Here is a 13,003-nt window from a genome sequence, read left to right as displayed (position 1 = left end):
GGTCGGGGCGCTGTCCGGCCAGAGGAGGATCCCATGGGGATCGTGAAAACCATCCGCCCCTATCACCAGCCGGCCGGCGGCTGGGGCGCGTTGAAGGCCATGGGGGAGGCGCTGGTGGAGCAGCACGTCGCCGTCTCCGGCATGGCGACGCTCGCGCATATGAACCAGCCCGGCGGCTTCGACTGCCCCGGCTGCGCCTGGCCCGACCCTCAGCACACCTCGCCGTTCGAATATTGCGAGAACGGCGCCAAGGCGGTGGCGTGGGAGGCGACGGCGAAGCGCTGCACGCCCGAATTCCTCGCCGCGCACACGGTGACGGACCTCGAGGAATGGAACGACTTCGAGCTCGAGATGGTCGGCCGCCTCACCCACCCGATGCGCTATGACGAGCGCAGCGACACCTATGTGCCGGTGAGCTGGGAGGAGGCCTTCGCCACCATCGCCCGCCACCTCAACGCGCTGCCCGACCCGAACATGGCCGAGTTCTACACCTCCGGCCGCACCTCGAACGAGGCCGCCTTCCTCTACCAGCTCTTCGCCCGCGAATACGGCACCAACAATTTCCCCGACTGCTCCAACATGTGCCACGAGGCGACCAGCGTCGGGCTGCCGCAGTCGATCGGCGTCGGCAAGGGCACGGTGCTGCTGGAGGATTTCGACAAGGCCGACGCGATCTTCATCTTCGGCCAGAACCCCGGCACCAACTCGCCGCGCATGATGACGAGCCTGCGCGACGCGGCCCGGCGCGGCGCAACGATCATGTCGTTCAATCCCTTCCGCGAGCGGGCGCTGGAGCGCTTCCAGGCGCCGCAGAACCCGGTGGAGATGGCGACCCTCACCTCGACGCCGATCTCCTCGCGCCTGTTCCAGGTCAGGGTCGGCGGCGACGTCGCGGTGATCAAGGGCATGATGAAGTGGCTGGTCGAGGCCGACCGCCTCGCCTTGCGCGAGGACGGCGCGCGGGTGCTGGACTGGGACTTCATCCGGGGCCACACGGCCGGCATCGAGGCGCTGGTCGCCGATCTCGACGCCACGCGCTGGGACGACATCGAGCGCAGGTCCGGCCTGTCGCGCGACGACATCGAATGCGCCGCCCGGGCCTATGCAAGCTCGGAGCGCGCCATCCTCGCCTTCGGCATGGGCCTCACCCAGCACCGGCACGGCGCGCAGAACGTCCAGCAACTGGCGAACCTAGCCCTGCTGCGCGGCAATATCGGTCGCGAGGGCGCCGGCATCTGCCCGGTGCGCGGTCATTCCAACGTGCAGGGTGATCGCACGGTTGGCATCACCGAGGTGCCGAGCCCGGCGCTGCTCGACGCCCTCGCCGCCCGCTTCGGCTTCGAGCCGCCGCGCGCGCACGGCCACAACGTCGTCACCGCGCTCGATGCCATGCTGCGCGGCGAGGCGCGGGTGTTCATCGGCATGGGCGGCAATTTCGCCGCCGCCATTCCCGACTGGGGCGCGACGCAGGCGGCGCTGCGCCGGCTGGACCTCACCGTCCAGGTCTCGACCAAGCTCAACCGCAGCCATCTCGTCCACGGCCGCGAGGCGCTGATCCTGCCGTGTCTCGGACGCACCGAGCTCGACCGGCAGGCGGGCGGCGCGCAGGCGGTCACGGTCGAGGATTCGATGTCCATGGTGCACGCCTCGAAGGGCATGAACCCGCCCGCCTCCGAGCATCTGATGAGCGAGCCGGCCATCGTCGCCGGCATAGCCCGCGCCACGCTCGGCGCGCGCTCGAAGGTCGGCTGGGAGCGGCTGGTCTGCGACTACGCGCTGATCCGCGACGACATCGAGGCGGTGTTCCCGATCTTCGAGGGCTACAATGCGCGCATCGCCCGGCCCGGCGGCTTCCACCTTGCCTCGCCGGCGCGCGAGCGCATATGGGCGACGCCGTCCGGCAAGGCCAACCTCCTCGTCTGCGAGGGCCTGTGCGAGGACCCGGCGATGACGGATCCCGAGGCGCTGTGGCTGACCAGCGTGCGCAGCCACGACCAGTACAACACCACACTCTACTCGCTCTCGGACCGCTATCGCGGCGTCTACGGCCAGCGCGACGTGCTGTTCCTCAACCCGGCGGAGATGGAGCGGCGCGGCCTCGCCGCCGACGACCGGGTCGACATCGTCACCGTCGCCGAGGACGGCGCCGAGCGCCGGGTGCGCGCCTTCCGCGTCGTGCCCCACGCCTTCCCGGACGGCGCCTGCGCCGCCTACTACCCGGAGATGAACCCGCTGGTCCCGCTGGCGGCGCACGACCCCCAGAGCTTCACGCCTTCCTACAAGGCGGTGCCGGTGCGGCTGGAGAAGCGCACCTCGGCCGGGGGAGGGCGCTGACCATGGACGCCGTCGACATCGCCCGCGCGCAGTTCGCCTTCACCGCCGCCTTCCACATATTGTGGCCGACCTTCACCATCGGCATCGCCTGGTTCGTCACCCTGCTCAGCCTGCTGTGGTGGCGGACGGGGAAAACGGTCTATCGCGACCTGATGCGCTTCTGGATGCGCATCTTCGCGCTCGGCTTCGGCATGGGCGTCATCACCGGCATTGTGATGAGTTACGAGATCGGCACCAACTGGGCCGGCTATTCGCGCGCCGTCGCCAACGTGCTCGGCCCCATGTTCATGTACGAGACGCTCACCGCCTTCTTCCTGGAGGCGGGCTTCGTCGGCATCATGCTGTTCGGCGAGGGCCGCGTGAGCCGGGGCGCGCACTTCTTCGCCTGCCTGATGGTGGCGAGCGGGGCGCTGTTCAGCGCCACCTGGATCATCGCCGCCAACAGCTGGATGCAGACCCCCGCCGGCGCGGTGGCCGATGCGAACGGCATCTTCCACGTCGTCGACTGGTGGCAGGCGGTGGTCTCGCCCTCCTTCCCCTATCGCCTGGCGCACATGGTCTGCGCGAGCTTCCTCACCGGCGCCTTCATCGTCGCCGGGGTCTCGGCCTGGCATCTGTGGCGCGGCCGGCACCTCGAGGCGTCCCGCGCGGCGTTCTCGCTGGCGATGTGGCTCGCCCTCGTCACCGCGCCGGCGCAGATCTTCCTCGGCGACCTGCAGGGGCGCAACACGCTGAAGGAGCAGCCGGTCAAGCTCGCCGCCATGGAGGGGCTGTGGGACACCACGCGCGGCCCGGCCATGACGCTCATCGCCTGGCCCGACCAGGAGGACCAGCGCAACTTCTACGCGCTCGACATCCCCCGCCTCGCCAGCCTCTACCTCACCCATAGCTGGGACGGCGAGGTGCAGGGTCTCAAGAGCGTGCCGCCCTCCGACCAGCCGGACGTGCCGATCGTCTTCTTCGCCTTCCGCATCATGGTCGGCATCGGCGTGCTGCTGCTGGCAACCGCCGCCGCCGGGCTGGCGCTGCGCCTGCGCGGACGGCTGTTCGAGGCGCGCTGGTTCCAGCTTCTGACCATGGCCACCACGCCGCTCGGCTTCGTCGCCGTGGTCGCCGGCTGGACCGTGACCGAGGCCGGGCGCCAGCCCTGGATCGTCTACGGGCACCTGCGCACGGCGCAGGCGATCTCGCCGGTGAGCGCCGGCGCGGTGACGGCGAGCTTCATCGGCTTCTTCGTCATCTACAACCTGCTGCTGCTCGCCTTCTTCTGGTTCGCCGCCCGCGTGGCGCTGAAGGGCCCGGACGCCGCCGCGCCCCCGACCCGCGAGCGCCCCGGCCTCGAGCGGCTCAACACCACAACCCTGGTCGACGGCGCCGCCGCGACGTCCGGTCCCATCGGAGGCTGATGCCATGATCGAGCTCATGCAGTCGGACGGCGTTCCGCTGATCTTCGGCGCCCTGGTAGCGTTCTGCGTCACCGTCTACGTGCTCGCCGACGGGCTGGACCTCGGCGTCGGCATCATCTTCCTCGTCGCGCCCCGCGAGGAGCAGCGCGACCTGATGATGGCGAGCATCGAGCCGGTGTGGGACGCCAACGAGACCTGGCTGGTGATGGGCGGCACGCTGCTCGTCGCCGCCTTCCCGGCCGGCTACTACGTGCTGCTGCCGGCCTTCTACCTGCCGGTCATGCTCATGCTGTTCGCCCTCATCTTCCGGGGCGTCGCCTTCGGCTTCCGCCTGCAGGCGACCCGCTTTCGCGACCTGTGGGACATCGCCTTCTCGGCCGGCTCGATCGTGGCGACGCTGTGCCAGGGGCTCATCCTCGGCGGGCTGATCGGCGGGGTGCCGGTGGAGCACGGCATGTTCGCGGGCGGCCCGTTCAGCTTCTTCAGCCTGCTCGGGCTGCTGTGCGGCGTCGGGCTGATCGGCGGCTACGCGCTGATGGGGGCCGGCTGGCTGATCTGGAAGACGGACGGATCGACCCAGGTCTTCGCCCGCGAGATCGGCCATTCGGCGCTGATCCTCACCGCCGTCATGATGGGGCTGGTGAGCCTGTGGAGCGCGTGGAGCGTGCCGGAGGTTGCCGCGCGCTGGTTCGCCTGGCCGAACCTCGCCCTGCTCGCCCCGGTGCCGCTGGTGACGCTCGCGGTGGTCGTCTTCACCTGGCGCGGGCTGTGGGAGGGCGCGGAACCGCGCACCTTCCTCTCGGCGCTGGCGCTGTTCGCGCTCGGCCTCGTCGGACTGGTGGTGAGCCTGTGGCCCTATGTGGTGCCGCGCGAGGTGACGGTGTGGGACGGGGCGTCGGACCCGCAGACGCTGGCCTTCATCGCCGTCGGGCTCATGATCGTGCTGCCGATCGTCCTCGCCTATCAGGCCCACGCCTACTGGGTGTTCCGCGGCAAGACCGCGCTGCACGAGGGCGCCTATGGCGGGCCGGGGTCGAAGGGCTGATCCGGCGGGTGCCTTCCCGGGTTCAGGCCGGCGAGTTGCCGCCGTGGAACCGGCCGAACAGGCGTGCGGAGACTACACCCATCAGCAGAACCCCGGCGCCGACGGCGGCGACGTCGCGCGTGGCGTGGAGATCGAAGCTGCCGACGCGGGCGATCAGCACATAGGCGACGACGAAGTTGGCGAACCCCCACACCACGTTCACCGTCGAGGACGACAGCCCCTCGCCGGAAGGACGGGCGAACGGGCTCTGGAACGCGCGTCCGCTCATCCCGCTGACGAAGTGCGGGACGGCGTTGGCGAGGAACGCGCCGCCGGCGAAATAGGACAGCTCGTGGAGCCAGTTCACCCTCAGGCGCTCCTCTCCAGCAGCGCGATGATCTCCTGCGTCGTGCCGGTCTCGCCGATGCGGGGGAAGACGTGCGCGATGCTGTAGGCGTGGGGATCGGCCTGCAGGTCGGTCATGGCGTCGGTCGCCAGCGTGACGTTGAAGCCGAGCTCATAGGCCTGCCGCGCCGTGGTCTCGACGCCGATGCTGGTGGCGATGCCGGCGACCACGACCTGCGTGACGCCGGCCGCCTTCAGCCAGGCGTCGAGATCGGTGTTGGTGAACGCGCCCAGCGTGTGCTTCGTCACCAGATGGTCCTGCGGCTGGCGGCCGAGTTCGGGAATGAGCTCGGCCCAGTCGGCCGCATAGTCCCGTCGCGGCCGTTGCTGCTCGGTGCGGCCCGGCGCGCCGCCGGCGACGTTGACCAGCACGACCGGCAGGCCCCGGCCGCGAAACGCATCCGCCAGTTTGCGCACCTGCTTCACCACGTCGCCCGCCGGATGCGCGGTCGGAAGCGAGACGATGCCTTTCTGCAGGTCGACGACGATGAGCGCCGACCTCGGGTCGAGGGTGGTCACGGTCACGGGTATTGTCCTTCTGATGTTGGGATGGCGGCTCCGGAACGGCCTCAGCCGTCGGGACCGTCCGTCCCGGCCTCGCTCAGGCGCCTCACCAAGGCGGCCGCCGCGATGAGCGTGCGCTGTTCGTCGGGATCGAGGGCGGCCATCGCCGACAGCAGCCATTTCTGCTTGGCGGCGCTGCGCTTGCGCTTGGCCTCGACGCCGGCGGCGGTGAGGGCGAACAGGACCTGCCGGCCGTCGGTCGGGTGCGGGCGGCGTTCGACCAGCCCCTCGCGCTCCATTTCGGCGAGCGTGGCGCCCATCGACTGCGGCTTCACCGACTCGGCGCGGGCGAGGTCCGCCGTTGTGGTCGGGCCGATCTCCTCCAGCCGGGCCAGCGCCACGGTCTGCGACCAGGTCAGCCCGTCGGGATTGGATTCGGCGCGCAACCGCCGCAGGAGCTGGCCGATCGCCAGCGAAAGCTCGGTCACGGCCGCTTCCAGCGGCATCGACGCATCGGCGGGAATGCTCATGCTCCGAACATAGGTGTCAACAGGAAAACTTGCAAGTTGTCCTGTCGATCTGGCGTCGGGACCGTGCCCGCCCGCTGCGGGAGGCCGGGCGGCCCGCCCCTATTTCCGCTCGGAATCGATGGACCGCGTGTCGCCGGTGGCGACAATGGTGCGGGTGGCCTCGACCGAGGCGTAGGTCCAGAAGATCCGCATCCGCTCCGTTTCCGAGGTGTTGATGAAGCGGTGCGGCAGGTTCGCCGGCACCCAGGTGGTGTCGCCCGCGCCCATGCGGTGCGCGATGCCGTCGATCTCGACGATCGCCTCGCCTTCCAGCACCATCACGCTCTCCTCGCAATTGTGGGTGTGGAGCGCGATTGCCGCGCCGGGCGCGAACTCGGTGATGCCGTTGAGCAGGCTGGTCGAGCCCGAGGCGCGCGTCACCAGCGGAATGGTGCGCGCCCCGTTGCCGCGATCATGCGGCGTGATCTCGCCCGGCCGCAGGATCGCGGCCTTCGCGCGCGGTTGCTCCGTCATGCGCTCGCTCCTCGGTTTGGGGGACATCGTGAGGGATCGCCTCATCAGGCCCGCGCGGGGCCGATCCACACCGTCTTCACATTGGTGAACTCGCGGATGCCGTGATAGCCGAGCTCGCGCCCGTAGCCCGAGCGCTTGATGCCGCCGAACGACAGGCGCGGGTCCGAGGCGACCATGCCGTTGACGAACACCGCGCCAGCCTCGATGCGCCGCGTCAGCCGGCGCGCCAGATCGAGGTCGCGCGTCCACAGCGCGGCGCCGAGCCCGTATTCGCTCTGGTTGGCGAGGCGGATCGCCTCCTCGGCATCGCCGGCGCGGATGATCGCCGCCACCGGCCCGAAGGTCTCCTCGGTGAAGGCGGCGGCGGCCGGCGTCACGTTGTCGAGCACGGTCGGCGGGTAGTAGAAGCCCGGCCCGTTGGCGAGCGCGCCGCCGCATCGCAGCGTGGCGCCGGCCGTGATCGAGCGCTCGACCTGGTCGTGCAGCGTGTCGCGCAGATTGGCCCGCGCCATCGGGCCGATCCTGGTGTCCATCTCCATCGGATCGCCGACCTTGAGCCCGGCCACGCCGGCGACGAAGGCGTCGGCGAAACGCTCCGCCACGCTCTGTTCGACGATGAAGCGCTTGGCGTTGACGCAGCTCTGGCCGACATTGACGTAGCGCGCCTTCACCGCCATGGCCGCCGCCTGCTCGATGTCGGCGTCGGCGAGCACGATGAAGGGGTCCGAGCCACCGAGCTCGAGCACCTGCTTCTTCAGCGCCTTGCCGGCCTGGGAGGCGACGATGGCGCCGACCTCGGTGGAGCCGGTCAGCGTCACCGCCGCGATCCGCTCGTCGGCGATCAGCGCGGCGACGTCGCGCGCGTCGATCAGCAGGGTGCGCACCAGCCCGGCCGGGGCCTGCGCCTCGCGCAGCACCTCCTCGCAGGCGAGGGCGCAGGCCGGCACGTTGTTGGCGTGCTTCAGAACCGAGCCGTTGCCGGCCGCGAGCGCGGGCGCGGCGAAGCGGAAGAACTGCCAGAACGGGTAGTTCCACGGCATGATGGCGAGCACCACGCCGAGCGGGTCATAGGCGATGAGGCTTTCCGAGGCGCTCGAGGCGACCGGCTCGTCGGCCAGGAACTCAGGCGCCTTCTCAGCGTAGAAATCGCAGTTCCAGGCGCACTTCTCGATCTCGGCGATCGATTCGGCGAGCGGCTTGCCCATCTCCTGCGTGATCAGCCGGGCGTAGCGGTCGGCGTTGCCGCGCAGCACCTGCGCCATGCGGGTGAGCAGGCGGACGCGCTCGGTGATCGGCACCTCGCGCCAGCGCGCCTGTGCCGCCACCGCGGCCGACAGCGCGGCGTCCACCTCGCCCGCCGTGTTGAATTCGTAGCGCGCGATCTCCGCGCCCGTGGCCGGATTGATCGATCGGATCATGATGTCACCTTCGCTTGTGGAACCGCGGCGCGAGGGAGCGTCACGCGTTCAGTAGGTCCTTCCACGCCGCCATCCAGGAGAGAGTAGCGTCCGTCGCGGCGGTTGGGATGTATTCGAAGCCGATCGCCCGCCCGTACCCCGCCGCGAGCAGCGCCCGCAGCACGGGCTCGAAGGCGAGGTTGCCGGTGCCCGGCTCGTGGCGGCCGGGATGGTCGGCGATGTGCACATGGCCGATGCGCGGCGCCTGCGCCCCGATGAAGGCGAGGAGGTCGGTGCCGTTCGCGGCGGCGTGGAAGGTGTCGGCGAGCAGGAGGATCTCGTCCGGCGCGATCTCGTCGGCCATGGCCACCGCCTGCTCGAGCCGCGACATGAAATAGCCGGGAACCGCCGCCTCGCTGATCGCCTCGACCAGGATGCGGACCGGCCGCCCGCGGCACTGCTCGACGGCATGGCGCAGATTGGCCCGGTAGGTGTCGGCGGCGCGCGCGGCATCGCCCTCGGCGACGCCGGCCATGGGATGGACCAGCGGGCAGCCGATCGCCTCGGCATAGTCGAGGCTGCGCGCCAGCGCGTCGCGGAAGTCGGCCTCGCGGCCGGGCAAGGCCGCGAGCCCCTTCTCGCCGCGGGCGCCGTCGCCGGTCGCCGCCGCCATCTGGGCGAAGGCCATGCCCTGCTCCTCGAGCCGCGCCCGCATCTCGCGCGCCGGGATCGCCATCGGGTTGGGATGCTCGACCGCCGAGAACCCCGCCCGCCGCGCCGCGTTCACGCGCTCGATCAGCGGGAATTCGCCGTAGAGATAGCCGATATGGGCCGAAAGGCGGGATGAAGACACGAAGCTGTACCTCTGCACGGCGGTATAGGGGTGGCGAGCGGGAAGGATGCCACGGCAGCCTCAGCCTCAGCCTCCGACTCAGCCGACGCTGATCCTGTACCGGAAGCGGCGGGCCTCGCCACGCGAGATGCGCCATTCGATCGGCTGGCCCGACGCGTTCTTGGCGATGCGCTCGATCGCCACCACGAGGTCGCCGTCCTTCAGGCCGAGCAGGGCGGCATCCTCGGGCGTGGCGTCGAGGATGGTGATCTCCTCCTCGATGAAGCAGACGAGCTGGCCGCACAGCCTCTCATAGGCCGGGTAGAGCAGCGGACCGATCTCCTCCGGCGAATGCTCGATCATCGGCCGGAAGCGCGCGGGCGGCAGGTAGATGTCCTCCAGCAGCCGCGCCGCGCCCTCCCAGTGGCGGTGGCGCACCATCCGGATCACGTCCTCGCCCTCCGCCATCCCGAGATGATGGGCGATGGTGGCGGGCGCCGGCACGATCTCGCGCGAGATGATGTGGCTCGCGGGCATGATCTCGCGGCCTTCCGGGTCGCGGTACAGCAGGAACCGGACCATCATGTTGTCGAAGTTCGGCCGGCGGATGAAGGTGCCGGAGCCGTGCCGCCGCTCGATCAGCCCGTCATCCACCAGCTCGTCGATTGCCTTGCGCACCGTGCCCGGCGCCACGCCGTAGAGGCGCGCAAGGTCGAGCTCGGCCGGCAGCGCGTCGCCCGGCCGCCAGTCGCCGCTGGTGATGCGCCCGGCGATGGTCTGGTACAGCCGCCGGTACAGCGGCAGGTGCGCGTCGCCCTCGAGCGGGGCGGGGGGATTGGAGCCGGTGCTTCGATTCGTCATGTCGCGTCCCCTCGATGCCCGTTGCCGCACGGGATTCCTAGAGAATCCTCTGGGTCCGCTCGGCGACCCAGGACAGCAAGGAGTTGATGACGATGTAGATGATCGCGACCAGCGTGTAGACCGGCAGCGAGTAGCTGCCCCCGAGAAACTCCACCGCCGTGCGGGCGTCGCGCAGAAGCTCGGTGTAGCCGATGATGAAGCCGAACGAGGTCTCCTTCACCACCACCACGAGCTGGCTGATGAGGGCGGGCAGCATGCGCCGGATCGACTGCGGCAGCAGGATGATGCGGAACACCTCGGCCTCGCTCAGCCCGATCGCGAGCCCCGCTTCGATCTGGCCGCGCGGGAGCGAGAGGATGCCGGCGCGGAAGATCTCGGCGATCACCGCCGTGTTGTAGAGCACGAGGCCGATCACCAGCGACCAGAAGGTGGGCACGTCGACGCCGATGGCCGGGCCGCCGAGGAAGATGAAGAAGATCAGCAGCAGCAGCGGCAGGCCGCGGAACAGCTCGACATAGCCGCGCAGCACGCCGACCAGCCAGTTCGAGCCCGACAGCAGGCCGGCGGCGAGCAGCGCGCCGAAGATCAGCGACAGCACCATGGACAGCAGCGCGACCTCGATGGTGGCGAGCAGTCCGCCGGCGAGCAGCGTCACGAGGTTCGGGTTGAGCAGTGCGGTCCACAGTTCCGGCGCCAGCAGGCCGGCCTGCGACAGGGAGTAGGCGATCCAGCCGAGCCCGACCGCCACCAGCAGCGCCGCCAGCCAGGTCAGCCGGCGGGAGAGCCGCCGCGCCTTCGGTCCGGGAACGTCGTAGAGGACGGAGCTCATCGGGAAAACGCCACCTTGCGTTCGATGTGGGTGGTCAGGAGGCCGAGCGGGATCGTGATCGCCAGATAGACGAGGCCGGTCGCGATCAGCACCGACAGCACCGCGGTGCTTTCGCGGTTGGCCAGCAGCTCCATGGTGCCGAGCGATTCGGTGACCCCGAACGCGGAGGCGACCGCGGTGTTCTTCACCAGCGCGATCATCACGTTCACCATCGGCGGGATGCTGCTGCGCAGCGCCTGCGGCAGGATGACGAAGCGCAGGCACTCGTGGAACGGCAGGCCGATCGAGCGGGCCGCCTCGGCCTGCCCGACCGGCACCGCATTGATGCCCGAGCGCACCGCCTCGCAGAAGAAGGAGGCATAGTAGGCGACGAGGGCAATGACCGCGAAGCCGAAATAGGAGAAGCGCACGCCGAGCTGCGGCAGCACGAAGGCGGAGAAGAAGAACACCACCGTGAGCGGGATGTTGCGCACGATCCCCACATAGACCGTGCCGACCATGCGGAAGCCTTCCACCGGCGACACCCGCATGACGGCGAGCAGGACGCCGAGCGGCAGGGCCACGGCGGTCGACGCCGCGGCCAGCGCGAGGGTGACCAGGACGCCGTCCCGGAACACCCCGATATTGTCGAGAAAGACATTCATGTCCGCGCGCTGCCCTGAGGGGATCTGCCGCCCGCCGTCCCGCGGCCGGTCACGGGCAGGGGTCCAGTTCCGGCAGCTTGCCCTCGCCGCCGAGATAGGGCTTCAGCTTGGCGTCGTAGAGCTTGGCGTAGGTGCCGTCCTTGTCGGCCTCGGTCAGCGACTTCTCGGCGAAGCGGCACAGGTCCGGTTCGGACTTCGGCATGCCGATGCCCCAGGGCTCGCGGGTGAAGGGCTTGCCGACCAGCTCGAGGTTCGAGGGGTCACGGCTGACGAGGCCGGCGAGGATGAAGTTGGTCGTGGCCACCGCGTCGACCGAGCCGTTCTTCAGCGCCTCGACGCATTTGGAGATCACGTCGAACGGCACCACGGTCGCGTCCTTGTAGTCGCGCACCAGCACCGCCTGGCCCTCGCTGCCGTTGATGACGCAGGCCTTGCGGCCGGCGAGGTCGGCCGGTCCCGTGATCTTGAGCGGGTTGCCCTTCTTCACCATCAGGTCCTGGCCGCCGACGATGTAGGGCCCGGCGAAGTTGATGACCTTCTTGCGCTTGTCGTTCATGGCGTAGGTGGCGACGATGTAGTCGACCTTGCCCTGCTCGAGGAACGGCTCGCGGTTGGCGGAGGAGGTCTCGACCCAGGTGATGCGCTCGGGCGGCACGCCGAGCTTGCCGGCGATGAGTTTGGCGATCTCGACGTCGAAGCCGACCGGCTTGCCGGACAGGTCGCGCAGCCCGAACAGCGGCTGGTCGAACTTCACCCCGACGCGCAGGGTCGGCGCCTTGGACAGGCGCTCCATGGTCGAGCCGGCCGGAAAGTTCGGCGCGTCCTGCGCGACCGCCGCCGTGGCGCCGGCGCATACGGCGCAGAGCAGCGCCATCGAAGCAAAGAGTTTCATCGTTTCCGTCCCTGTTGTTGTGGTGGAGAGCCGTCGCTCGCGACGGGGGTCAGTGCTGGAGAACCTTGGCGAGGAAGTCCCGCGCCCGCTCGCTCTTCGGCGCGGCGAAGAAGGCTTCGGGCTCGGCCTGCTCGACGATGCGTCCGCCATCCATGAACACGACCCGGTCGGCCGCCGAGCGGGCGAAGCCCATCTCATGGGTCACGACCACCATGGTCATGCCGCCCTCGGCGAGGGCGCGCATGACGTCGAGCACGTCGCTGACCATTTCCGGGTCGAGCGCCGAGGTCGGCTCGTCGAACAGCATCACCTCGGGGTCCATGGCGAGCGCGCGGGCGATCGCCACCCGCTGCTGCTGCCCGCCCGAGAGCTGGGCCGGCATCTTGTACGCATGCTCGTGCACGCCGACGCGCTCGAGCAGCTCGAGGGCGCGCTGGCGGGCGGCCTTCGCGCTCAGGCCGCGCACGCGCATCGGGCCGAGCGTGACGTTCTCGAGCACGGTGCGGTGGGCGAACAGGTTGAACGACTGAAACACCATGCCGACGCTGGCGCGAAGCTGCGCGAGCTCGCGCCCCTCGGCCGGCAGGGGCTGGCCATTGACCAGGATGCGGCCGCTGTCGACCGTCTCCAGCCGGTTGATGGTCCGGCACAGCGTCGACTTGCCCGAGCCCGACGGGCCGATGATGACCACCACCTCGCCCTTGGCGACGCTCAGTTCCACGTCGTCGAGCGCGCGGTGCGGGCCGTAGTGCTTGGTCACCTTGTCGATGACGATCGCCGGCGTGTCGGCCTCTTGGGCCCTCGCTTCGCTCATCGCCACGTCCGTCTCCTC

General features: G+C 69.9%; 14 protein-coding genes. 3 read left to right on the top strand and 11 right to left on the bottom strand.

The features are described 5' to 3' along the window. Nucleotides 1-33: 33 nt before the first annotated feature. From NVS83_RS06595 to cydB, 3 genes are read left to right on the top strand one after another with little or no spacing between them, the layout of a single operon-like run. Nucleotides 34-2,334, top strand: coding sequence for an FdhF/YdeP family oxidoreductase (locus NVS83_RS06595; RefSeq protein ID WP_258738623.1), 2,301 nt, complete (start codon nt 34-36; stop codon nt 2,332-2,334). Between the two features lie 2 nt (nt 2,335-2,336). After that, nucleotides 2,337-3,740: a cytochrome ubiquinol oxidase subunit I gene (locus NVS83_RS06590; RefSeq protein ID WP_258738622.1), complete on the top strand. Its 1,404-nt coding sequence runs from the start codon at nt 2,337-2,339 to the stop codon at nt 3,738-3,740. A 4-nt stretch (nt 3,741-3,744) separates the two neighbouring features. Next, on the top strand, nt 3,745-4,785 hold the full coding sequence (gene cydB / locus NVS83_RS06585; protein WP_258738621.1) for a cytochrome d ubiquinol oxidase subunit II: 1,041 nt from the start codon (nt 3,745-3,747) through the stop codon (nt 4,783-4,785). Nucleotides 4,786-4,807: 22 nt separating this feature from the next. Here cydB and NVS83_RS06580 read toward each other — a convergent pair whose 3' ends face one another. The 11 genes from NVS83_RS06580 to NVS83_RS06530 all read right to left on the bottom strand — a co-directional run bounded on the left by NVS83_RS06580 (nt 4,808) and on the right by NVS83_RS06530 (nt 12,985). Next, nucleotides 4,808-5,131, bottom strand: coding sequence for a hypothetical protein (locus tag NVS83_RS06580; RefSeq protein ID WP_258738620.1), 324 nt, complete (start codon nt 5,129-5,131; stop codon nt 4,808-4,810). 2 nt (nt 5,132-5,133) lie between these two features. After that, nucleotides 5,134-5,694, bottom strand: a complete 561-nt coding sequence (locus tag NVS83_RS06575) for an isochorismatase family protein (protein ID WP_258738619.1) — start codon at nt 5,692-5,694, stop codon at nt 5,134-5,136. Between the two features lie 44 nt (nt 5,695-5,738). Beyond that, nucleotides 5,739-6,203 (bottom strand): MarR family winged helix-turn-helix transcriptional regulator, encoded by a 465-nt coding sequence (locus NVS83_RS06570; protein ID WP_258738618.1) that lies wholly within the window; start codon nt 6,201-6,203, stop codon nt 5,739-5,741. Between the two features lie 99 nt (nt 6,204-6,302). Next, nucleotides 6,303-6,716 (bottom strand): cupin domain-containing protein, encoded by a 414-nt coding sequence (locus NVS83_RS06565; protein ID WP_258738617.1) that lies wholly within the window; start codon nt 6,714-6,716, stop codon nt 6,303-6,305. A gap of 44 nt (nt 6,717-6,760) precedes the next feature. Further along, on the bottom strand, nt 6,761-8,134 hold the full coding sequence (locus tag NVS83_RS06560) for an NAD-dependent succinate-semialdehyde dehydrogenase (protein ID WP_258738616.1): 1,374 nt from the start codon (nt 8,132-8,134) through the stop codon (nt 6,761-6,763). A 40-nt stretch (nt 8,135-8,174) separates the two neighbouring features. Further along, the gene (locus NVS83_RS06555; protein ID WP_258738615.1) at nt 8,175-8,966 is read right to left on the bottom strand and encodes a hydroxypyruvate isomerase family protein; all 792 of its coding nucleotides are present in this window, start codon (nt 8,964-8,966) and stop codon (nt 8,175-8,177) included. A gap of 78 nt (nt 8,967-9,044) precedes the next feature. Further along, nucleotides 9,045-9,806 (bottom strand): GntR family transcriptional regulator, encoded by a 762-nt coding sequence (locus NVS83_RS06550; RefSeq protein WP_258738614.1) that lies wholly within the window; start codon nt 9,804-9,806, stop codon nt 9,045-9,047. A 37-nt stretch (nt 9,807-9,843) separates the two neighbouring features. Continuing rightward, complete coding sequence (locus NVS83_RS06545; protein ID WP_258738613.1) at nt 9,844-10,635, bottom strand: amino acid ABC transporter permease; 792 nt, start codon at nt 10,633-10,635, stop codon at nt 9,844-9,846. After that, entirely contained in the window at nt 10,632-11,279 is a 648-nt protein-coding gene (locus NVS83_RS06540; protein WP_258738612.1) for an amino acid ABC transporter permease, read from the bottom strand. Before NVS83_RS06540 ends, NVS83_RS06545 begins: the two co-directional genes overlap by 4 nt. 49 nt (nt 11,280-11,328) lie before the next feature. Next, the gene (locus NVS83_RS06535; RefSeq protein ID WP_258738611.1) at nt 11,329-12,171 is read right to left on the bottom strand and encodes a glutamate ABC transporter substrate-binding protein; all 843 of its coding nucleotides are present in this window, start codon (nt 12,169-12,171) and stop codon (nt 11,329-11,331) included. Between the two features lie 49 nt (nt 12,172-12,220). Continuing rightward, nucleotides 12,221-12,985: an amino acid ABC transporter ATP-binding protein gene (locus tag NVS83_RS06530; RefSeq protein ID WP_258738610.1), complete on the bottom strand. Its 765-nt coding sequence runs from the start codon at nt 12,983-12,985 to the stop codon at nt 12,221-12,223. Between the last annotated feature and the right edge of the window lie 18 nt (nt 12,986-13,003).

The sequence above is a fragment of the Ancylobacter mangrovi genome, from assembly GCF_024752335.1.
GTDB classification, from domain to species: Bacteria; Pseudomonadota; Alphaproteobacteria; order Rhizobiales; family Xanthobacteraceae; genus Ancylobacter; species Ancylobacter mangrovi.
This window is presented reverse-complemented; position numbering and strand designations above follow the sequence as displayed.